This window comes from Halomonas sp. QHL1 (assembly GCF_001882345.1).
Taxonomy (GTDB): domain Bacteria; phylum Pseudomonadota; class Gammaproteobacteria; order Pseudomonadales; family Halomonadaceae; genus Vreelandella.
Map to the genome: position 1 here is coordinate 812,905 of NZ_MINL01000001.1, position 22,631 is coordinate 835,535.

The 22,631-nt window shown below is 55.1% G+C and carries 19 protein-coding genes and 1 tRNA gene; 6 read left to right on the plus strand and 14 right to left on the minus strand.

Annotated features, from left to right (window positions below):
- Positions 1 to 356 precede the first annotated feature (356 nt).
- Positions 357 to 887, minus strand: a complete 531-nt coding sequence (locus tag QHL1GM_RS03700) for an outer membrane beta-barrel protein (protein ID WP_071693273.1) — start codon at positions 885 to 887, stop codon at positions 357 to 359.
- Between the two features lie 189 nt (positions 888 to 1,076).
- Here QHL1GM_RS03700 and QHL1GM_RS03705 point away from each other — a divergent pair, with 189 nt between their 5' ends.
- Entirely contained in the window at positions 1,077 to 1,274 is a 198-nt protein-coding gene (locus QHL1GM_RS03705) for a hypothetical protein (protein WP_254795254.1), read from the plus strand.
- A 27-nt stretch (positions 1,275 to 1,301) separates the two neighbouring features.
- A complete protein-coding gene (locus QHL1GM_RS19310) occupies positions 1,302 to 1,463 on the plus strand; it encodes a hypothetical protein (protein WP_175540346.1) in 162 nt (53 codons plus the stop codon).
- 492 nt (positions 1,464 to 1,955) lie between these two features.
- Here QHL1GM_RS19310 and QHL1GM_RS03710 read toward each other — a convergent pair whose 3' ends face one another.
- From QHL1GM_RS03710 to QHL1GM_RS03720, 3 genes are all read right to left on the minus strand, one after another.
- On the minus strand, positions 1,956 to 2,918 hold the full coding sequence (locus QHL1GM_RS03710; RefSeq protein ID WP_071693274.1) for an SLAC1 anion channel family protein: 963 nt from the start codon (positions 2,916 to 2,918) through the stop codon (positions 1,956 to 1,958).
- Positions 2,919 to 3,412: 494 nt separating this feature from the next.
- Positions 3,413 to 3,503 (minus strand) — tRNA-Ser (locus tag QHL1GM_RS03715).
- Positions 3,504 to 3,551: 48 nt separating this feature from the next.
- Positions 3,552 to 5,258 carry a potassium/proton antiporter gene (locus tag QHL1GM_RS03720; protein WP_071693275.1) on the minus strand — a complete coding sequence of 569 codons (1,707 nt, stop codon included), beginning with the start codon at positions 5,256 to 5,258 and terminating at the stop codon, positions 3,552 to 3,554.
- 212 nt (positions 5,259 to 5,470) lie between these two features.
- On the opposite strand from QHL1GM_RS03720, the gene QHL1GM_RS03725 reads away from it, so the two are divergent.
- On the plus strand, positions 5,471 to 6,547 hold the full coding sequence (locus tag QHL1GM_RS03725; protein ID WP_254795255.1) for an ABC transporter substrate-binding protein: 1,077 nt from the start codon (positions 5,471 to 5,473) through the stop codon (positions 6,545 to 6,547).
- Positions 6,548 to 6,586: 39 nt separating this feature from the next.
- A complete protein-coding gene (locus tag QHL1GM_RS03730; RefSeq protein ID WP_071693277.1) occupies positions 6,587 to 7,972 on the plus strand; it encodes a 3'-5' exonuclease family protein in 1,386 nt (461 codons plus the stop codon).
- A 35-nt stretch (positions 7,973 to 8,007) separates the two neighbouring features.
- Here the strand turns inward: QHL1GM_RS03730 and QHL1GM_RS03735 are convergent, their stop codons facing one another.
- The 3 genes from QHL1GM_RS03735 to QHL1GM_RS03745 form a co-directional block, all read right to left on the minus strand.
- On the minus strand, positions 8,008 to 8,811 hold the full coding sequence (locus tag QHL1GM_RS03735) for an alpha/beta fold hydrolase (RefSeq protein WP_071693278.1): 804 nt from the start codon (positions 8,809 to 8,811) through the stop codon (positions 8,008 to 8,010).
- A gap of 42 nt (positions 8,812 to 8,853) precedes the next feature.
- Complete coding sequence (locus QHL1GM_RS03740; protein ID WP_071693279.1) at positions 8,854 to 9,522, minus strand: 7-cyano-7-deazaguanine/7-aminomethyl-7-deazaguanine transporter; 669 nt, start codon at positions 9,520 to 9,522, stop codon at positions 8,854 to 8,856.
- 229 nt (positions 9,523 to 9,751) lie between these two features.
- Complete coding sequence (locus QHL1GM_RS03745) at positions 9,752 to 11,689, minus strand: propionyl-CoA synthetase (protein WP_071693280.1); 1,938 nt, start codon at positions 11,687 to 11,689, stop codon at positions 9,752 to 9,754.
- Positions 11,690 to 11,987: 298 nt separating this feature from the next.
- Between QHL1GM_RS03745 and QHL1GM_RS03750 the strand changes: the two genes are divergently transcribed.
- Positions 11,988 to 12,308, plus strand: coding sequence for a metalloregulator ArsR/SmtB family transcription factor (locus tag QHL1GM_RS03750; RefSeq protein WP_071693281.1), 321 nt, complete (start codon positions 11,988 to 11,990; stop codon positions 12,306 to 12,308).
- A 17-nt stretch (positions 12,309 to 12,325) separates the two neighbouring features.
- Here the strand turns inward: QHL1GM_RS03750 and sohB are convergent, their stop codons facing one another.
- Complete coding sequence (gene sohB / locus QHL1GM_RS03755) at positions 12,326 to 13,369, minus strand: protease SohB (RefSeq protein WP_071693282.1); 1,044 nt, start codon at positions 13,367 to 13,369, stop codon at positions 12,326 to 12,328.
- A 197-nt stretch (positions 13,370 to 13,566) separates the two neighbouring features.
- Here sohB and QHL1GM_RS03760 point away from each other — a divergent pair, with 197 nt between their 5' ends.
- Entirely contained in the window at positions 13,567 to 13,878 is a 312-nt protein-coding gene (locus QHL1GM_RS03760) for an SCP2 sterol-binding domain-containing protein (RefSeq protein ID WP_071695900.1), read from the plus strand.
- 25 nt (positions 13,879 to 13,903) lie between these two features.
- Here the strand turns inward: QHL1GM_RS03760 and nudC are convergent, their stop codons facing one another.
- The 6 genes from nudC to QHL1GM_RS03790 form a co-directional block, all read right to left on the minus strand.
- Positions 13,904 to 14,689, minus strand: coding sequence for an NAD(+) diphosphatase (gene nudC, locus QHL1GM_RS03765; protein ID WP_071693283.1), 786 nt, complete (start codon positions 14,687 to 14,689; stop codon positions 13,904 to 13,906).
- Entirely contained in the window at positions 14,682 to 15,440 is a 759-nt protein-coding gene (gene dnaQ / locus QHL1GM_RS03770) for a DNA polymerase III subunit epsilon (RefSeq protein ID WP_071693284.1), read from the minus strand. Before dnaQ ends, nudC begins: the two co-directional genes overlap by 8 nt.
- Positions 15,441 to 15,894: 454 nt before the next feature.
- Positions 15,895 to 18,798, minus strand: coding sequence for a formate dehydrogenase subunit alpha (gene fdhF, locus QHL1GM_RS03775; protein ID WP_071693285.1), 2,904 nt, complete (start codon positions 18,796 to 18,798; stop codon positions 15,895 to 15,897).
- 21 nt (positions 18,799 to 18,819) lie between these two features.
- Positions 18,820 to 20,553, minus strand: a complete 1,734-nt coding sequence (locus tag QHL1GM_RS03780; RefSeq protein WP_083570968.1) for an NADH-ubiquinone oxidoreductase-F iron-sulfur binding region domain-containing protein — start codon at positions 20,551 to 20,553, stop codon at positions 18,820 to 18,822.
- A 128-nt stretch (positions 20,554 to 20,681) separates the two neighbouring features.
- Positions 20,682 to 21,251, minus strand: coding sequence for an S-(hydroxymethyl)glutathione synthase (gene gfa / locus QHL1GM_RS03785; RefSeq protein WP_071695902.1), 570 nt, complete (start codon positions 21,249 to 21,251; stop codon positions 20,682 to 20,684).
- A 138-nt stretch (positions 21,252 to 21,389) separates the two neighbouring features.
- Positions 21,390 to 22,499 (minus strand): S-(hydroxymethyl)glutathione dehydrogenase/class III alcohol dehydrogenase, encoded by a 1,110-nt coding sequence (locus QHL1GM_RS03790; protein ID WP_071693286.1) that lies wholly within the window; start codon positions 22,497 to 22,499, stop codon positions 21,390 to 21,392.
- Positions 22,500 to 22,631 lie beyond the last annotated feature (132 nt).

Genomic DNA, 22,631 nt, shown 5'->3' on the forward strand with positions numbered 1-22,631 from the left:
TTCTTAATTCAGGACATGTAAGAAAACAGCAAGGTTGCCAAGCCCCCTCTGTCAGGATTGATGTCGTGTGTCCGTGAAATCCTGAAGCTTGGGAAGGGGAGTCAAATTCCACGGTTAAGCGTTGGGGCCAGTCCTACGGGGACGAGCTAGCTACTTCATTCTGGTCGATGCTGCCTTCTGGAAGTGTTGTTGGATCAAAGGCTGCCGACTGCATTGAGTGATAAAGCGACAGTAGAAGTGTCCCAGAACCCGGCGTCGGAAATGATAGGTGCTGATTTCATATGTCAATCTTGCCCGGTGGTGTAAGAGGAAGGGGGAGGCAACTCCCCCTCCTACTCGGTGCGTGATCGAGCAGTTTAGAACTTAAACAATGCACCGATGGAAAACAGATCAATGTCATTGTCAATATCATACCACTCCCACTCACCGACAATACCGAGCCGGTCAGTGAACATATATTGACCGCCGAGGCCATACATGAGGTCAGTGCCATCGTCGTCAGTACCGGAAGCAGCACCGCCCCCTTTAACATCCCACATAATCGTGCCGAACTTGCCGAACACGCCGAACTGCTCGTTGAGCGGCAAAATGCCTTTCGCAGCGAGTGTCCAGCCGTCCGCTTCGGCGCTGACTGCCGAACCGCCTACGGATCCACTGATCTCACCAAAATCTACCCAGGCGGCCTCAAAGGCGATATTCGAATTCATCTCCCAACCGCCGAAGATCTTCCAGCTGGTATCATTATCGTCGCAACTGGTGACACCATCACACGCATCAATGGTTGCCTGCCCGATGCCCGCTCCCCCATAGAAGCCATTCTCTGCGAGTGCATGACTTGCCAGACCCAGCGTAAACAAAATGGCACTAATAATTTTCGTTTTGTTCATGACCTGCTCCTAGTAGGAACCCCGCAAGAACCATCCGGATAAACCTTTTATAACTGCTGTGTAACAATATAGTGTAATTCGACTGTTCTTTCCTTCTACCTGAATCCGTGAGGCCGTCCCCTGGAATGCTTCTAACCCACTGACCTGCATGGCAATATAGCGGATAACGCCATTCACCCAGACAGTACTATGTCCAGCGTCAAATTCCGCACCAATCGCCGCACCCTCACCAGCCATGCCGGCCTGTCGATCATTGGGCAGTGCTTTGAAAGCACCGTCGTCGACAACAGCATCGATAGCCGCTTCCCCACCACTCTGGGCATGCGCACCAGCGACGTGGTTAAGAGCTACCTGGGCCTGCTGTGTCTGACTATGATGGAGGATTAGTTCCAGTGACCGCCCTAGCTATCACGCGTGCAACTCAGTCCAGAGAAGGAATCCAAGCCCATCGTCTCTGATCAGCTACGACCATTGTGGGCACTGTTCAGCAAGCATGGAGACAGTCTGCGCGTGGTAGCCAGTGCTGCTGAGCTACTGGGGTTCGTCGAGGCCTCCCTGTCTCCCATTGCCTCTTAAAGCGCTAGAGGGTAAGGATCGGCGCAGACTTGCTACGGTGCTGAATGAGCTGAAACTATACTGATAAGAATATGCACCTTTTCTGTACCTAGGCAAAGTCACGCAATTCCCATGCGAGAAAACCGTCCCTACAGAAGCCTCTATAGGTTGATCATCACAACTAAGGAAACGACCAAATACAGCACAGCAACTACCGGCCAAAAACGGTCTTTTAGCACTTCAGCATTTGCGCTCAATTACCTTTATTGCCAAACAAAACTCAGGCTTAAATTCGCGTTTGGCTTTTGATGTTATGTGCCCTCTTTCTGTTTAGGCATCTCACCATACCTTTCGCTGGGTGACTACATTTCCTATGTCACCCCTACACCACCCGGTTACGCCCTTCAGTCTTGGCCTGGTGATGGCATTATCGAGACGCTTGAAATGCCAAACAATGTGGCCAAAGCGCACCAGTCTGATCGAGCCCATGGTTACTGGCTATGAAAACCTCCGCTAATCCTCAATGCAAATCGCCCGGCCCTGCACTGCCCGGGCAGTCTTCCAGACCAGCCTTGCTATCAATAGGGTGAGCAATGTCAAAAGAACCAGCCCCAAGCCTTTGAAGAATGACAGCTGAAGCTGCTCGTACATCATGAAAGTGGCAATGGTGATGGCCGCAATGGGAAAGGAGTAGGCCCAAGATGACAGAGAAAACTCAAGCTTCAGAAAGCGTTTAACCTGCGTCATCAGCATCAGTGTCAGAAAGATAGACACGTAATAGAGAATACGAGCAAAGGCATTCAGCTCACCAGTGAGCTGGAGCCAGGAAATAAACCCCGCCGCCGGTGGTGCGATCAGGATAAACAGGGTTGGCAGCAGCTTGGCTGGCAGCGGCTGATGAAAAAGCATGCGGTAGAAAATAATGGTGAGCAGTACCAGCCAGAATATCAGGCCAATGCTGAAGAAAAACCATGAAATCTCTAGCGATGCATGACTGACGCCGGCAATGGGCACCAGGATGTTGCCAACAACAGGGATAAACCAGGCTGGGTTCAAGTGATCAACCTCGAAATGGGTCTGGTGCAGCCACATCGAAAGCACATGAAGAGTAAATGCTAGGTGGAGCAATGCACCCACGGCCCAGCATATCAGTGAAAGCGAATGGCTATAGGGCAGCAGTACCACGCTGATGAGGATCAGGTCGATGGAGACAGTGGGAAAAAAATTAAGCTTTATCGGATTTGAATATTCCGCCTTTACCTTATTCGGGTATTTCAGAATCTTGGTCAGGTAAAGTGCCAACAGAAGTACAAATGTAATAATGGTCAGCGCTAGCAAGACAAGGCTCGGCCGAACAGGCAGTGTGAGAAGGATTTCTGCATGATGCCAGGCACCCGTGAATCCCGTCATTCCCATGACAACCGCAAACCAGGAAATCGGAAACTTCTGCAATCGTGAAGGCTGGGCCTCAGTCATCTATCCACCTTTGATTATTTAGGAAGATTCTGAATAGGCCTCAAGATCATCGATAATACGTCCTCCGTCAATCGCATAGGAGTTGTTACCGATATGAATCAGATTTTCTTCTCCGAGGCTGATTACCAGAACAGGAAATGCAGAATCCGCCGCGAGATCGTTCCAGGTACTCATTGAAAAGCTTTGCGCATATATAAAAATTTACTAAAAGGCTGCTTTGGGTCGAAACCAGCCTATGGAAAATACTCACAATCCTTAAGACTACAATAACGATGTCATCAGTCTGTGTCATCTTTGGAAGAGCAGCTTAGGGGTGTCATGCAAGTAAAGCTATGGGAAAGGATGCTCAGTGGCGAGACTGTAGCCGCTTGCATGGATAGGAGAACTGTTCATGGCTTGCCAGCCACTTCAAAGAAAGCCAATTACGAGGTGGGTGAGAAACCTTTAGGTAACAAAAAAGCCCCTGAAGAATCAGGGGCTTTTCAGTATTGAGGTGGCGGAGGGACAGGGATTCGAACCCTGGGTAGGTTATTAGCCTACGCCGGTTTTCAAGACCGGTGCATTCAACCGCTCTGCCATCCCTCCGGCTTATGGGTGCGTATACTAACAGCTTTTCCTTGGAAGTCAACGCCTTTAGTACAAACGTAACCCGACGCGGGTAATTTTTCCGCCTTCCATATCGCTCACCACCCAATGGATGCCGTGCCAGTCTACATCGTCCCCGATGACCGGGTGGCCTCCCACGCGCAGGGCAATAAATTCCGCCAGTGTCATGTTTTGCTCACCAGGGCTGAGCGTTAGGCCATAGGCTTGGGCGATATCCTGCATTTGTGCGCTGCCATCCAGGGTAAAGGTACCGAAGAAGGCACGCTCCTGCTTGAGCTTGGCATCGCCATTGAATAGCCGATTAAGCGCGTACAAGTCTTCTGAGCGGCCGATCACGCAAATCACATCGCCCAGCTTTAAGCGTGTGCTGCCCTTGGGGTGCAGCATGGTGTGGTCGCGGAACAGGGCTGAAATCAAAGCACCTGATGGAAAACGCAGCAGTCGGATGGGCACGTCTTCCAAGTCCTGGTTCTCGACCCCGTAAACAAATAGCTCAAAGTCGTTTTCCGGCAGGATGCCCAACGGGCCGCGTCGGTTAGGTACGGTGCCGACCGGCACTTCCACCTTCAACCACTTGGCCATCAGCGTCAGCGAGCCGCCCTGAATTAACAGAGACATCAATACCACGGCAAAGGCGACGTTAAAGTAGAGCGAAGCGTTTTCGACCCCACCGATGACCGGGAATATAGCCAGCACGATAGGCACCGCCCCTCTCAAGCCTACCCAGGCAATAAAGAAGGTTTCCCGCCAGCGGAATTTAAAGAACGGCTTGATGGTGATCAGCACGGCCAGCGGGCGGGCAATAAAGATCAGCGCCAGTGCCACTAAACCCGCGGGCAGCGCCACGTCCCATAGCTCACTGGGCGTAACCAGCAGGCCAAGCACCAGGAACAGGCCGATTTGACTTAGCCATGCCAAGCCATCGTGCACAGGAAGAATAAAGTTGAGGTGTCGCCCGGGCTGATTACCAATCATTAAGCCGGCAAGGTAGATCGCCAAAAAGCCGCTACCGCCCAGTACGCTGGTTAAACCGAACACGCTGAACCCCAGCGCCAGCGCCAACATGGCGTAAAGCCCTGGGGCTAAATCCAGCCAGCGCAAGAGCTTGGCACTTAGCCAACCGCCCCCTAGGCCGACTATCAAACCAATACCAAACTGGGTAATGAAAAACAGCAGAGTTTCAACGGGGCCGCCAATATCACCGACTAACAGCTCAACCAGCATCAGGGTCAAGAAAATCGCCATCGGGTCGTTGGTACCCGACTCGATCTCCAGCGTCGCCCCTACCCGCTCGTTGAGATTAACGCCGCGGCCGCTGAGCATGGAGAAAACCGCAGCGGCATCGGTAGAACCTACGATGGCGCCGACCAGCAGGCCCTGCACTATCGTTAGGTCAAAAATCCACATCGCGATAACGCCAACAATGGCGCTGGTGATAAAGACCCCGAAGGTGGCAAGAGAAAGTGCGGGTTTAAAACCTACCCGGAAAGTTTTGAGACGCGTACGTAAACCACCGTCTAACAAAATCATGGCCAGGGCGAGATGGCCGATGGCAAAGGCCATGGAGTAGTCGTCAAACACGACGCCAAGCACGCCCTCTTCACCTGCTAGCATGCCTAGCCCGAGGAAGATCAGCAGCAGCGGCACACCCATCATTGACGATAAACGGCTGGCCAAAATGCTGAGCGCCATTAGTGAACCGCCTACCAAAAAGAACGTATAAATTGCGTCCATGACTCTCCGTCTCTACATCAATACAGCGCTATTATTGCATGTAACCGTTGAATTTACTGTCTCTTCTCAGCGCTCCTTGATGCTCAAAGGGCTGGTCAGAAGCTTTCCCAGGCAGCTACACTTCGCCGTTACAACCTCTGGAGTTACTGACTATGTTGCGTTGCCTCTCGCGCTGTTGGCACCCTCTTTTGTTGAGTCTCATCGTTACTTTATTGTTTTCTAATTCAGTTATTTACGCAAATGAAGAGAGCGAAGAAAGCCCTCAAGAAACCGCCCCGCTGACGCTCGATACAGACGTTCAGGTGCCTGAAGCATTGTGGCGAACCATCGATAGTGAAAACGTCGAGGAGGTGCCCACCATGGCCCTGACCCCGGCACCGCCTCTCGAACCACCGCCGCTTAAACGCGTGACGCTGATGCTGGATTGGTACTTGAGCCCGCAGCATGCAGCCTTGGTGATTGCTCAAGAGCGCGGGCTTTACGCAGCCCAGGGTCTAGAGGTAGAGATTCAGTCGCCGGCCGACCCTTCCATTGCCATCAAGCTGCTAACCGCAGGCGAAGTCGATTTGGCCTTAACCCGCCAGCCGCTGCTTCATCTCCATGCCCATAACGGTGCGCCGATTACACGAATCGCGACACTGATCGAAACCTCGCTAACGGCGGTTATTGTGACGGGTGAGGAACAGGTGAAAGCCGAAAGTACCTTGGCTGGGTTACATTACGGTTATACCACTGGTGAAGGCCGCGACCTGAGCATTCCGCGCTTACTACCCCGCTCGGTGCAGCAAACGGATGATTTCACCCCACCGGTCAACCTGCATTTTGATCCTATTCGAGCCATGCGGGAGAACCAAATTGACGCTGTCGCCGATGGCTTTTACCACTACCTTCCCCAGCAGTTAGCAACTGAAGGTATTAACACCCACGTCATTCGCTTCGATGAGTTAGATATTCCCCGTAATGACGGTTTGGTGGTACTGGCCAATAGCGATACGCTTGCCCGCCGCGCCGCTACCTGGTCTCACTTCGTGCTTGCCCTCGAGCAGGCAAGCCATTGGATTATTGACAACCCTGACGCTGCCTGGGAACTGCTAATTAGCGCCCACCCTGTAATCGACAATGACATTAACGCCAGCGCCTGGGAGGACATCCTGCGCCGTATAGCGCTGAGCCCCGCGGCGTTAGATAACCGACGCTACGCTGGCTTTGAAACCTTTTTACACCAAATGGGCCTTACTGAAGCGACGTTGCCCGTTTCACGTTTAGCGGTAGATCCCCACACGTTATAACTGCGTATCGACAGTTCTTATCCACTCCCATGGCGGCCCATGAGCGAAACAGCTTTCATTTTTGTAGACGTTGAGACCACCGGCACTCGCGCAACACGGGATCGGATTACCGAAATAGCCGCCCTTAAGGTCATCAACGGCGAGCTGGTTGACCGCTGGTCGAGTTTAATTCACCCAGAGTGCAAAGTACCCGCGCAAATCACCCAACTGACCGGGATTCGCGACGACATGCTGGTTGATGCGCCACGCTTTGCGCAGATAGCCGAGTCGCTCATGGAGTGGCTGGGCGACGGGCAGCTAGTGGCCCACAATGCGCGCTTTGACTACAGCTTTTTGCGCAACGAATTTAAGCGCGCTGGGCAGGATTACCGTGCGGTCTTGATATGTACGCTGCGCTTATCCCGCCGAATAGCGCCCCAAGAGCGCCAGCACAACCTAAAAGCACTGCTTAACCGCTACGGCATTACACCCACCCGCCACCACCGTGCCGGAGACGATGTCGATGCGCTGTGGTCACTCTGGCAAGCGTGGCAGGTTGAGCATAGCGATGAAGCGTGGCAGCGGCTGCTGGGCGATGAGCGCCGCCACCGCACGCTGCCCGCCCACCTGGATAGCGCGCAGTTGGAAGGGTTACCCGCCTGCCCCGGGGTTTACCTGTTTTACGGCCACAACCGGCTGCCCCTGTATGTGGGCAAAAGCATCAACCTACGTAGCCGCGTGCTGGGGCACTTTCAGCGCGACCACCAAGACGACAAAGAGATGCGCCTCGCCCAGCAGGTGCAGCATATCGAATGGGAAGAGACCGCTGGCGATTTAGGCGCCCAGTTGCGTGAAGCGCAGCTGGTTAAAACGTTAATGCCGATTATGAACCGACAACTGCGCAAGCAGCGCAAATTAACTACCTGGCACTGGGCCGAGGATGCAGACCACCCTGAACTGCTCAGCGGTAGCGCTCTGACCCAGCCTCTAGGCGGCACGCTGTATGGTTTGTTTCGCAATGCACGGGAGGCCAAGAACGCCTTGCGCGCTATTGCTGAAGAGCAGCAGCTCTGCCCTCAGGTGTTGGGGCTTGAAAAAGGTAAGGGGCGCTGCTTTGCCAATCAGGTGGGCAAGTGCCGTGGGGCATGCAATGGGCAGGAGTCGATAGCAGTGCATACCCAGCGGGCGCAGGAAGCGCTCACCCAGCTTCAGGTCAACGTGTGGCCCTGGCCGGGCAGTATTGCTATTGAGGAGAAGTCAGCGGGCGCTACAGCGTCTGCATGGCATGTCGTTCGACAATGGTGCTATCTGGGCAGCGCGGCAAGTTTTAACAAAGCGCAGACACTGGCGGAAACGCCCGCAAGCTTCGATGTGGATAGCTACCGAATTTTGAACCGTTTTTTGCGTTACCCCGAGCAGCACGGCTTAACGGTTACGCCGCTCTGATAAGGCAGCGCTTGTTTGTATGACTGCGTGTGCATCTACTGGGCGTCGACGAACGCCTCGACCGCCTGCTGAAAGGATTCCGGCTGGTCGGCGTGTAGCCAGTGACCGGCATTTTTAAGTGTTACCACTCGGGCGCGAGGCAAGACTTCACGCAGTGCGGGCAGCATGTCGTCGGCCACGTAGTGGGAATCGCCGCCACGCAGCACCAGCGCCGGGCCTTCAAAAGGCTGCTCGCCATCAGGCACCCCGATAATGTCGCTATAACCGCGTTTGATCTGATCTAAGCCTACTCGAAGCGCCATCACGTTATCGTCATTGCGCACCAAGTTAGTGGCCAAGAATAGCCGCGTGGGCCGGAAATCCACATGCTCGGCCAGCAGATCATCGGCTTCACGACGGTTTTTGGGCTGCCCTTCCCGCACGTTGTCCAGCGCGGCAAACACATCATCGTGGCCGTGCTCATAAGCCACCGGAGCAATATCGGCCACAATCAGCGACGCCACCCGTTCAGGCGCCAAACGCGCCAAGCTGATCGCGACTTTGCCACCCATGGAGTGCCCCAGCACGTGAGCGCGCTCAATCGAGAGCTTATCGAGTAGCGCTATCACGTCATCCGCCATGGTGGCGTAACGCATTCCCTCTGCATGGGGCGAACGGCCATGGTTACGCAGATCCAGCGCGATCACACGGCGGCTGCGCTGCCACACTTTCAAGTGCGAACGCCAATTATCGGCACTTCCCAGCAAGCCATGAATCACCACCAGCGGGGTGGTATCCACGGCGGTTTCTTCGGCGGGCATATCGATAAAATGGAGATCAACGGTGGCAACGTCAGTCATGCTAGCTCCTAAGCCTTGCGGCCTCTGTGGGATGTTTCACTATTAAGCCGTGCGCGGTGCGCCATCCACCTGGCCTGTCCAAACCACCAAACGGCGTGTAAGCCAGGCAAGCAGCAAGCCATACAGCGGCAGGAAAAACAGCAGGCTGATGGCGAGCTTAATCACGTAGTCGACAGCGGCGATTTCTACCCAATTGGCGGCCATAAACGGGTCTGGGCTGTTATAGAACGCCGCCGAGAAGAATGCAAAAGTATCGGCCAGGTTACCCAGCACCGTTGAGCAAACCGGAGCCACCCACCATGCCCACTGGCGCAAGCGGTCAAACACTTGAACATCCAGCAATTGGCCAATCACATAAGCCAGGAAGCTGGCGAGTGCAATACGGGCGACAAACAGGTTCCACTCCGAAAGCGCTTCAATCCCGGCGAAGCTGCCGCGGGGAAACACCACCGATACCACATAGGAGACCAACAGCGCTGGCAGCATCACGCGCAGAATAATCGATCGCGCCGGTCCTTTACCAAACAGCCGCACCGTTAGGTCGGTGGCTAGAAAGATAAAGGGGAAGCTAAATGCGCCCCAGGTGGTATGAAAGCCAAACAGCGTAAACGGTAGCTGAACGAGATAGTTACTGGCGGCAATAATGCCGATATGGAAAGCCACCATCACCATTAGGCAACGGCTGTGCTGAGTCTCACTCAATGCAAACATGCGGATAGACCTTTTTTTAATAGATAAGAGGGGTTAGGGAACCCTCGGGCTAGTAAGCGCAGTCGGTCAGCTTTTAACAAAACCCTACGCCATTCTGGGGAGCGCATTATACGGCTTCTGCAGGGTATTAAAAGTCAGGCTATTAAAAGTTAGAGCATTTAAAAGCCGAGCAATGAAAGCCGAGCAATGAAAGCCGCCCTAATGTCGGGCGGCTTGGACTTGCGAATCATCAATCCAGCGGTGTGGCTTTGTCCGCAGCGCCTACCGAGCGTTCACGCATGGCGGCGTGAACATCTGCCAGGCTGGTGGGGTCATCAATGGTGGAGGGAATACCAAACTCTTTACCGTCGGCAATTGTACGCAGCAGTTTGCGTAGAATCTTACCCGAGCGGGTTTTGGGCAAACGATCTACCACTAACACCTGCTTGAAGCAGGCAATCGGGCCAATGTGTTCGCGAACCCGCGCAATCAGTTCGGCCTCAAGTGTGGCTTCATCGCCATCAAAACCATCTTTAGGGATTACTAAGCCGATTGGCAGCTGCCCTTTCAGATCATCATTAATCCCAATCACCGCGCACTCGGCCACCGCGCGATGAGCGCCGACCACTTCTTCCATTTCACCGGTCGAGAGCCTGTGCCCTGCCACGTTAATGACATCATCGGTGCGGCCCATAATGAACAGATAGCCCTGCTCATCAAAATAACCGCCATCGCCGGTTAGATAGTAGCCGGGGAACGCCGCCATATAAGCGCTATGAAAACGCTTCTCGTCACGCCAAACGCCGGTCAAGCAACCTGGCGGCATGGGTTGTTTGATCACCACACTGCCCTGCTCCATGGGTTTGGCCTGCTCGCCATCGCGGTTGAGCACCTGTACATTGAAGCCAGGAACGGGGAATGTCGCCGACCCTGCTTTGGTGGGTGCGGTCTCAATGCCCGGCAAGTTGGCGGCTATTGGCCAGCCGGTTTCGGTTTGCCACCAGTGGTCAATCACCGGCACGTCCAAAAGGTCATCCAGCCAGTGAAACGTGGGTGGATCGAGGCGCTCACCGGCCACGTAGAGGTGTTTTAGGCTACTAATATCGTAGTTCTGCAGCAGCTTGGCATCGGGATCCTCTTTCTTAATCGCGCGGAACGCCGTGGGCGCGGTGAAGAAGCTCTTCACCCGGTACTCCTCGATCAACCGCCAGAAGCTGCCCGCATCGGGGGTTTTTACCGGTTTACCTTCGTAGACCACCGTGGTGCAACCCATTAACAAAGGGGCGTAAACTATATACGAGTGCCCGACGACCCAGCCCACATCCGAGGCGGTAAAGAACACCTCGCCGGGCTCCATGGCGTAGATCGCCTGCATCGAATAGGCCAGCGCCACGGCGTAGCCGCCGGTATCGCGCATAACGCCTTTAGGTTTGCCGGTAGTGCCGGAGGTATAGAGGATATACAGCGGGTCGGTGCCTTTGACCGGCACGCACTCTGCAAACGGCGCTTTCGCAACCAGCTCTTCCCAATCGTGATCGCCTGCCCCCAGTTCAGCCCGGTGCGCTTCACGCTGATAAACCACGCAGGCATCCGGCTTATGGGCGCTTAGTTCAACGGCCTGATCCACCATCGGCTTATAGGGCAACACCTTGCCCAGCTCGATACCGCAGGAAGCGGCGACCACCACTTTAGGCTCGGCGTCTTCAATCCGCGCAGCCAGTTCATGGGGGGCGAAGCCACCAAATACCACCGAGTGAATAGCGCCAAGCCGGGCGCAGGCGTACATGGCCACCAGGGCTTCGGGGATCATCGGCATATAGATCACCACACGATCGCCTTTGGTAACGCCCAACTGCGCCAGCGCCCCTGCGAAATATGCCACTTTATCGCGCATTTCGCGGTAGGTAATGGTCTGCTTGGCCTGTGCAGCAGGCGAGTCCCAGAAGATCGCCGCTTGGTCACCGCGCCCGTTTTCGACGTGGTAATCAAGCGCAGCGTAGCTAAGATTCATTTCACCATCGCTAAACCAGCGTGCATGCTTTTGCGAAGAACTTTGCGAAGTGTTTTGCTCATCGTAGCTGAGGATGGTTTGAGGCGGCGTGTACCAAGGAATACGTTTGGCCTGCTCGGCCCAGAACGATTCAGGGTGTTCGATGGAGCGTTGGAAGGTGTGTTGGTAGCGGCTCATGGTGTCCCTATCTTCTTTGTAGTAGCGATTAAGGAGGATTGTTGACACTGTATAAAGGAAACCGACATTTCACCCTCATACTATGGGCTAAATAGCGACCAAAGCGGTAGACGGGCCCTCACATTGTCGACAAGATAGCGAATAACTACCATTGATTAATCGTTAAACAACAGCTTGGACAAAACTCACTAAATTACTGATCATTAAACAACTTGATCCTCGCGACGCGTCGATGCCTTAACAACGTATAACAATGCTTATAAAACGCTGATGTAACAGTGTAGGCAAGGAGAACATTATGTCTGCTTCTACAAGCGCCGCTACACGCCTGCTTGAACATAACTGTCGTGCTATTGAGGCGGGGACTAACCTGCTTAAAGCGCTGGCTAACGAGAAACGGCTGCAAATACTCTGCCTTCTTGCCGAGAAAGAGCTGTCTGTAACGCAAATCAATCAACAGCTTGCCTTAAGTCAGTCGGCGCTTTCCCAGCACTTAGCCATTTTGCGGCGTGATGAGCTTGTTGATACTCGGCGGGAGTCACAAACGATCTATTATTCGTTAAGCAGTGAGAGTGCCAAGGCAGTGATCGATACCTTGGCACGCCATTACGCCGCCTAACGTTTCAAGGTTTAATTTCAGCGCCGCTGCCATCCAGCGGCGTCGATTACACCAAGCGCTTTCAGCGCGGCTTTTTCGACGCCTTCCGACACGGCGAATCCAAGTTTACGGCTGAAGGTTTTGGGTGCTTCTAGCTTCACCGTAAACACTTGCGCCTGGGTCATACGTTCAACCAAATAGGCTTCGCTGGTACCTACGCTATCGACAAGCTGTTGGGATAATGCTTCGCTGCCGTACCAAATCTCGCCCGTGGCAAGGGTGTCGATATCCATGGAGGGGCGCCGTTCTGCCACATAGCTTTTAAACAAGCGATGCGTATTCTCTAAGTCCTCTAAGAATTTTGCCTTACCCTCTTCGGTATTTTCACCCAGCACGGTCAGGGTTCGTTTGTACTTACCGGCGGTAAGCAGTTCGACGTCAATATCGTGCCGTTTAAGCAACCGGTGAATATTGGGAACTTGCGCCACCACGCCGATGGAGCCAATCACCGCAAACGGCGCCGCTTTAATATGCTGTGCGGTACAGGCCATCAGGTAACCACCGCTCGCCGCCACCTTGTCGATGCACACGGTTGTGCTTAGCCCCGCCGTGCGCAGCCGGTCCAACTGAGCCGCTGCCAACCCATAGGCATGCACCAGGCCACCCGCGGACTCAAGGCGCACCACTACCTCGTCCTCTTTAGCGGCGACACCAATAATGGCCGACACCTCTTGAGCAAAATGCTCGGTTTGCGAAGCTTTCAGATCGCCATGGAAGTCGAGCACCCACACCCGCGACGCTGGAGTGGCGTCTTGCTCCGTCTTGTTTGCCTTCTGACGCTTTTTATCTTCGCTGCGAAATAGTTTCAGCAGTTTTTTGCGCGCGCCAGGAAGCGTGGCAGCCAGGCGCAAACGCCGGACACGGCGGCGCCGTTGATCGTTAAGAGGCTCGATAGTGAGCTTCAGGTCACTCTCTTTTTCCTGCTTGGTTCGCGCAATCAGCAGCAAGCCAATGCCTATCAGCGCCATCACGACGGTGGTTTGCACAATAAAGGTGCCTATTTCCGCTACCCATTCATTCATTGACGTTCTCCATTAGAGGCTTGATTCCTTTATGACTCGTGCGTTGGTATATGCGTTTGTGAAGTGTGAGTCCAGCGCTTGATTAGAACGCCCGTATGAAATAACCTCGCATGCCTTTACAATTGTTTCTTTTGGTTACGGTCGCTAGCCTGGACCTAAACTATTTAATGACCATCTACTTAATTGAGAGATATGTTATGTCAAACAATACCCTTGAGAAGCTAAAAGCGCGTTTTAATCCGGAAGCGGCAAAGGGCATGGATGAAGTTTTCCAGTTTCACTTTACCGATGCGGGCAGCTACTACTTAAACATCCAAGATGGCACGCTGGACGTACAAGAGGGTGAGCATGACGATCCTTCTGTCAGCTTAAGCCTAACCACTGACACGCTAAAAGGCATTATGACCGGCGAAATCAATGGTATGACGGCGTTTATGACTGGCAAGCTAAAAGCCACCGGTAATGTCATGCTGGCCACTAAGCTGACTAGCTTATTCCCCAGCGAGTAATCGTCCTATCGGCACGCGACGCCGCTTACTCTTCGCGCCAGCGTGCCAAATGGGTTTCGATCAGTTCGCGGGATATCGAGTAAGGCGGCGGCAGAGAAGGCAACTGACGGGGAGAAAACCACGCAGCATCGCTAATCTCCACCCCATCGATGCGAATGCGCCGGGTGGTGGCTTCGGCGAAGTAACCAAACATCAACGAGTGTGGGAATGGCCACGCCTGACTTTGGTGATAACGCAGTTGATCGATATGTACGCCCACCTCCTCAAACACCTCCCGGTGCACCGCCTCTTCCGCTGACTCCCCCGGCTCGATAAAACCTGCCAACGTGGAGTAACGCCCGGGTGGAAAGCGCGGACTGCGGGCAAGCAGCATCGCCTCGCCGCTGGTCACCAGCGTGATAATGCACGGCGAGATACGCGGATAGTTGCGGTGCCCACAGGCGTGGCAGTGCATAGCGAATTCCGCAGTCAGCTTGGTGGCCGGTGCACCACAGCGACCGCAGAAACGGTGGTTCTCTAACCAAGCACCTACCTGCAGCGCCGTAGAGAGCAGGCTAAACCAGGCGACGGAAAGCTCGCTCATCCATTGCCGACCATCAATCCAACCGCTTTCAGCCTGGGACTCAACCAGCAGCGCCACCGGTTCATCATTCCAGTAGCACAGCGGCTGCATCTGCTCTGTCCAGGGTTGATAGGGCTGCAGCGGGGTTAACTCTTCACTGCCGTTTAAAGGGGCTGGCGCCAACAGGCTACGCGACAGCCGAATCACCCGCCCTGCTTGTTCGTGATGGGGAATTTCTCGCCTAAGCATCGCTGGCCGCACCCTCAAACCAGTTCAATTGATGCGCCTCGCACTTGGCCTGGTGGGCCGCTCGTTCTTCGTCGGTGGGCCGCACCACGCGCAGTTGGCCAGGCGTTAAAGAAAGCCGCTGAATCGACATCCCCTCATTGGAGGTATCCGCCTGCTCCTGTTCCGCTGCGGAGGCCGCGTCCAAGGTCAGCGCGGTCTGTCCCCCAGTCATTGCCAGGTAGACCTCAGCGAGGATTTCCGAGTCTAGCAGTGCACCGTGCAGCACCCGGTGGCCGTTGTCGATATCGTAGCGTTTGCACAATGCATCAAGGCTGTTGCGCTGGCCGGGGTGCATCTTCCGCGCCATGGTCAGCGTATCTAATACGCCGCAATGATCCCTTACCGGCCCCAACACAGGGGATTTGCGCTGCCGATTCAACATGCCCAGCTCGTGGTCAATAAAGCCCACATCGAAGGGGGCGTTATGAATCACCAGCTCTGCGCCTTCGATAAATGCCCAAAACTCATCGGCTATTTTGGCGAACACCGGCTCGTTGGCAACTCTGGCGTCATCAATCCCGTGTACGGCGACCACCTCAGCGTCGATATGCCGCTCGGGGTTGATGTATTGATGATAAGTGCGGCCAGTAAAGCGTCGATTGACCATCTCAATAGCACCAATTTCGACTAGGCGATGGCCATCTTTTGGGTCGATACCCGTAGTTTCAGTATCCAAGATTACTGTACGGTAACCAGATAAACGTTTATTCATAACGTCCCATAAACTTCATAATTTATTGATTTAAAATAATTAACTTCACCTCAAAGCTGAAGCTTCATTCACGACAAAGTGTAATTGACAAGATTTATCTTATTACACTAGATAAAAGTGTAAACATGGCCTTCCAGATAAAATATTTCATCGCCTTCGATGGCGAGCGTTATTCGTAGCTCCTCGATACAGCCGCAAATGGATTTCCATTGTACTACCCAACGAGTTACATCGCTCGTTCGGTACGGCCCAGTGTTACTCATGAAACTCAGAAAGTGCATCTCGAGGCTATCAAGCGTGTATGAGTGGGAGACACACAAGGAACTGTATATCAGGATATTCGCGGCGATGCCTCGCTAGGCGATCTGGTCGATCCGGCACGTTGAGTATCGGCGAATAGTGAGCACAGCACCGGTCGAAAGACCGGTGCTTATGCGGGTTAAAATCGTCGCGACTATGCGCCCGTTTTCAACTTTGGCAAAGCATAATCAAGCAGCGGGTATGCCCCCTCCTCAGCCATGGCCTCCGAGCGACTCAGACGACAAGCAGCGTACTTGAATTCGGGGATCTTGCCGTAAGGATCGAGAGCCGGATTAGTCAGCAGATTCGCCGCCGCCTCCGCATAACAGAACGGCACGAAGACCATGCCTTCCGGCATCTGCGGATCGACACGTGCCATCAGCGTTATCTCCCCCCGCCGGGTGGTAATCGTCAACTGCTCACCCGGCTTCAAGCCCAGGCGTGCCAACTCGACCGGCGCAACGCTAGCCACGGCGTCGGGTTCGAGATCGTCAAGCACCTTGGTGCGTCGGGTCATTGAGCCGGTATGCCAATGCTCGAGCTGACGCCCCGTCGTCAGAACCGTCGGATAGGCATCATCGATAGGTTCATCGGGCGGCAGCGGTCGGGTGGGCGAGAACTTGGCGCGACCACTCGGGGTGGGGAAAGCATCGCTGAAGACCACATCGGCTCCCGGTGTATCGTCCGCTGGGCATGGATAGGTGACCGACTGCTCTCGCTCGAGGCGCTCCCAACTAATATGATCCAGCGACGTCATGCCCTTGGTCATCTCGTCGAACACATCGCGTGGGTGGTGATAATTCCAGGGCAAGCCAAAACGCTGAGCCAGCTGTTGAATGATCCACCAATCAGGCTTGGCCTGCCCAGGTAAGGGCATGGCGGCACGCCCCATTTGCACTTGGCGGTTGGTGTTGGTCACGGTGCCGTCCTTTTCCGGCCAGGCTGAAGCCGGCAGGATTACGTCGGCGTATTGTGCCGTCTCGGTGACAAACAGATCTTGCACCACAAGGTGTTCAAGTTTGGCCAGGGCGGCACGGGCATGATCGAGATCAGGATCGGACATCGCCGGGTTTTCACCCAGAATATACATACCACGGATGGTGCCCGCGGTGATGGCATCCATTATTTCGACCACGGTCAAACCGGGCTTGGCTTCCAGGGTGGTATTCCAGAGTTCCTCAAAAGCACTGCGTACCTGGGCATCCGAGACGGGCTGGTAATCGGGTAATACCATCGGGATCAGGCCTGCATCGGAGGCGCCCTGTACGTTGTTCTGCCCACGCAACGGATGCAGCCCAGTGCCGGGCCGCCCCGTCTGGCCGCACGCCAAAGCCAGCGAGATCAGACAGCGAGCATTATCGGTGCCATGGGTGTGCTGAGAAATGCCCATCCCCCAGAAGATCATCGCCTTGTCGGCGTTGGCGTAAAGCCTCGCCACTTCGCGTATGTCTTCGGCGGAGATACCGCAAAGGTTCGACATGGCTTCCGGCGTCATGTCGATGACGTGAGTCTTGAGCGCCTCGAAACCCTCGGTGTGCTTGGCGATATAAGCCTCGTCGTAAAGCCCTTCCGTGACGATGACGTTGAGCATGGCATTGTACAGCGCCACGTCGCTGCCTGGAGTGAAGCGCAGCGTCTTGTGCGCATAGGCCCCTAAGGCCTGACCACGTGGATCAATGATAATGATCTTGGTGCCCTTCTTGGCCGCCTGTTTAAAGAAGGTTGCCGCGACGGGATGGTTTACCGTGGGGTTGCAGCCGGTAAGAATAACCACATCGGATTCCAGCGACTGCATGAATGAAGCCGTTACAGCACCGGAGCCAATGCACTCCATCAGCGCAGCGACCGAACTGGCATGACACAAACGCGTGCAATGATCGACATGATTGGAACCGAAGCCGGTGCGTACCAGTTTCTGAAATAGCCATGCCTCTTCATTGGAGCACTTGGCGCTGCCGAAACCAGCTAATGCATCAGGGCCATGGTCTCTCTTCAGGCCGACCAAGCCCTGCGCGGCCATATCCAGCGCCTCATCCCAGCTTGCCTCGCGAAAATGCGTGGTGGGGTTGGCCGGATCGAACTCGGGGTCGAGCCCCTTGGCCACGCCCTCGCGACGAATCAATGGGGTGGTCAGGCGTGACGGATGGCGTGGATAATCGAAGCCAAAGCGCCCTTTCACACACAACCGGTTATGATTCGACGGCCCGTCGCGGCCATCAACAAACAGAATTTCCTCATCCTTGATATGGTAAGTCAACTGGCAGCCGACGCCGCAGTAGGGACATACCGAATCCACCGTACGATCGGCGATTTTTGAATCGCCACGGCCTTGCTCATCGATCAATGTCGCCGGCATCAATGCACCGGTCGGGCAGGCCTGTACACACTCACCACAAACCACACAAGTGCTTTCACCCATGGGGTCGTCAAAATCAAAGACGATCTTGGATGAAGCGCCGCGATGGGCCATCCCGATTACATCATTGACCTGAACTTCACGACAGGCACGCACGCACAGGTTGCATTCGATACAAGCATCGAGATTAACGTTCATCGCACTATGCGAGGTATCGTGATTCGACAGCTTTTGCTCAGTTTTATTTGCCTCGACGGGATTGCACGCCGGTATCCATGCCTTGACCGCCGTGGCGTCTATGGCCAGTTGGTCGGCCATTGCCCAGAAGTGGCTGGCTCGATCGGGGCTATCCTCACGTTCGGGTTGGTCTGCGATCAGCAGCTCCATCACGCCCTTACGGGAAATCTGCGAGCGCTCCGAGGTAGCACTCTTGACCACCATGCCGGGTCTGGCTTCGCGCAGGCAGCTCGCGGCCAAGGCACGTTCGCCTTCGATCTCGACCATACAGACTCGGCAATTACCATCGGCGCGGTAACCGTAAGCATCCTTGAAGCATAAATGGGGGATCGTCTCTCCTGCACGCTTGGCGACTTGCCACAGTGTCTCGCCGGAAAAGGCCGTGACGCTATGGCCGTCGAGGGTCATCTCGAATGGCTCGGGCGTACCTGATGTCGGCGATGCAGGGAATAATGCGGTATTCATGTCACTGCTCCTTAGCTTCTGTCAGCCCCGAACGATCACGTTCTGAGCAGCCAGCGGCTCGCGGAAGTCTTTCAAGAGCCCCAACACCGGGTTGGGTGCGGCTTGGCCCAAACCACAAATCGAGGCATCCATCATCACTTGCGACAGGCGTGAAAGCTCAGCCACGTCCCAGGTATCGCGCTGGAGCAATGCCAGCATTTTTTCGGTGCCAACCCGGCACGGCGTGCACTGTCCACAGGACTCATCGGCAAAGAAAGCCAACAGGTTGGTGGCCACCGCCCGGAGATCATCCTGGTCGGACACCACCATCACCGCGGCGGAACCAATAAAGCAGTCATGCGCCTGGAGGGTATCAAAATCCAGAGGAATATCAGCTTTGCTCGCTGGCAGAATACCTCCTGAGGCGCCACCGGGAAGATAAGCGACCAGGGTGTGCCCCTCCTGCATACCACCGCAGTACTCATCGATCAGTTCATTTAGCGTAATACCCGCCGGCGCCAGGTGCACGCCAGGTTTATTGATGCGCCCCGATACCGAGAAGCTGCGCAAGCCACTGCGACCATGGCGACCGTGACCGGCGAACCACTCAGCACCGCGTTTCCAGATCAACGGGATCCAGTAAACGGTCTCGACATTGTTGACCAGGGTTGGACGATCGAAAAGCCCCACCTGGGCCACATAAGGAGGACGATGACGTGGCTTGCCAGGTTTGCCCTCCAGTGATTCGATCAGCGCCGATTCTTCGCCGCAGATATAGGCTCCCGCGCCACGGCGCATCACGATATAGCCGGGCTCGACCAGCCCCGCTGCTTCCAGCTCGGCGATCGCCTCATGCAGGACGCGATGCAAACCGGGGTATTCATCCCGCAGGTAGATATACAGGGCCGTAGCGTCTATTGCCCATGCGCTGACCAGCGCGCCTTCGAGAAAACGGTGCGGGGCACGCTCCAGGTAGTAACGATCCTTGAAAGTTCCCGGTTCGCCCTCATCGGCATTGATGACGCAATAGCGAGGCCCCGGCTCAGCACGTACGAAGCCCCATTTGCGGTAAGTCGGGAAGCCCGCGCCCCCCAACCCACGTAAACCCGATGCCTCCAGCATCGTCGTCAACGCACCGACGCTCACCTTCCCCGTCTGACAATCGCTAAGCAATAGGTAACCGTCTTCGCCGAGATAGTCGTCGAGCTTCTGCCAGTCAATAGCCTCGGGATGATAATGACCTGTATCCAGTACTGCCTCGACCGCATTGCGCGTCGCATAGCCAAGATGGCGATGGCCCATTTCAACGACCGGTGCTGTTTCGCAACGGCCCATACAAGGCGCACGGATCACTCGCACCTGACTTGGATCGACGCCGGCTTGCAGCTCAGCTTGCAGCGTATCGGCTCCTGCCAGTTGACAGGATAATGAATCGCAGACGCGGATAGTGGTGGGTGGAGGCGGCGCCTGATTGTCATGCACGACGTCGAAATGCGCATAAAAGGTAGCCGTTTCATATACCGCCGCCATGGGCAGGTTCATGAACGTTGCCAAGGCGCGCAGGTGGCGCAATGCCAAGTGCCCGTATGCATCCTGTAGGGTGTGCAGATTCTCGATCAACAGATCTCGGCGGCGAAGCGAACTGTCTTCATCCGTGCCCAGCAGGGATTCGACCTCAGCAAACGCAGCGGGGTCGAGGTCTCGACCACGAGGCTTGCCGCGAGGTCCCCGCCTGCCCGACGTTGCACGCTGTGTCTTACCGATTGTACTCACCATCCGCAATTTCTCTCGCTCACTTGAAAATTCGTGGCACTCAAGCACTTGGCGCCGTAATAGCGAGTTATCCTATTACGGCGCCAAGTGTTCAGATCATTATTACGACTAAAGAGACAGGCCGAAGACGATTACAGCACGCCTTTTGCCTTTGCCGTATGCGTCGCAATGGCATCCATCAGAGGCGGAGAAAGACAGTCATAAGGCTCCAGCCCAAGTTCTTTCAAGCGTGAGCGAACAGCGCCCATCTGTTCCGGGTCTGTTCCCGCTTCGATAATTGACGAAGTAAAGGCAGCAAACTCGGGGGCGGCCCATCCTTGCTCACGAGATAGCTCGGTATGGATGAAATCCAAGCCATGAAAGGGATGCGATGTGTTTTCGATACGCCCGAACATGTGCACACCGCAATCCTGGCAAGCATGACGTTGGATGGCAGCGGAAGAATCGACGACCTTCAGCTTGTCCTCATTCGCCGTGACACTCACTGCATCCCTCGGGACCACGGCCACTTGGGAGAAGAGCGCGCCTGATGGCTTCCAGCATTTGGTGCAACCACACACATGGTTGTGCATGCATTGCGCCTTGACGGTTACCTCGACCTGGTTGGAAGGGCAATGGCAGTACAACGTGCCACCGCTAAACTGGTCACTGCCCGCCTTCACGCCATTATCGACCGAAGGGTGGATATTGATTCCGCTCATTTGCTGTTCTCCTTTCTCACCAATGTGATTGTCTTTATTATCCTTATTGTCGGCAGGGGCTGGGTCACTCTCCCCTCGCAAACTGGTCAGAACTTTTGTTAGCCACGACATACTTCACCTCATCTCAACGATGCCCTTTCAATAGTGCAGGACGGTACGAATGCTCTTGCCTTCATGGAGCAGATCGAATGCCTCGTTGATCTGTTCGAACGGCATGTCATGGGTGATGAACTCGTCGATCTTCAATTCACCGTTCATATAGCGATCAACATAGTCAGGTAGCTGGCTACGCCCTTTGACGCCACCAAAGGCCGAGCCCTTCCAGACTCGCCCGGTGACCAACTGGAATGGCCGTGTAGATATCTCTTCCCCTGCCCCGGCAACTCCGATGATGATCGATTCGCCCCAGCCCTTGTGGCAACATTCCAGCGCCGAGCGCATCACGTTGACGTTGCCGATGCATTCGAAGGAGTAGTCGACGCCACCATCGGTCAGGTCGACAATCACCTGCTGGATGGGGTCGCTGTAGTCCTTGGGGTTGACGAACTCGGTGGCTCCGAACTGGCGCGCCAACTCAAATTTATCAGGGTTGACGTCGATGGCGATGATCCGCGAGGCCTTGGCCATCTGAGCGCCCTGAATGACCGCCAGGCCAATGGCGCCGAGACCAAATACCGCCACCGTGGCGCCCTGCTCGACCTTGGCGGTATTGAGTACCGCCCCAATGCCGGTGGTCACGCCGCAGCCGAGCAGGCAGATCTTGTCCAGCGGAGCCTGCTTGGATACCTTGGCCAGGGAGACCTCGGGCAACACGGTATATTCGGAGAAGGTTGAGCAGCCCATGTAGTGGTATAGCTTACGGCCATCCAGTGAGAAGCGGGTCGTGCCATCGGGCATCAATCCCTTGCCCTGAGTGGCCCGCACCGCGCCGCACAAGTTAGTCTTGCCGGAAAGGCAGAACTTGCACTCGCCACATTCGGCGGTATAAAGCGGAATGACATGGTCACCGGGCTGCAGGCTGGTCACGCCTTCGCCAACCTCCTGCACCACGCCCGCGCCCTCATGGCCGAGCACCGAGGGAAACAGGCCCTCCGGATCGGCTCCCGAAAGCGTAAAGGCATCGGTATGGCAGACACTGGTCGCGGTGATACGCACCAGCACCTCTCCCGCCCTGGGCCCTTCGACATCGATCTCGACGAGTTCCAACGGCTTGCCGGCTTCCCAGGCGATGGCGGCACGTGATTTCATAAACTTTACCCTTTTATTATTGTAATACTGGTGTTTTAACAGCGTTCACTGTCATTGATGGTGCCGAACTCACGAGCGCGGCATGTCTAAGTCAGTCTAGGTGAGCGTAGTCGAAAAGGGTATTGACACAGG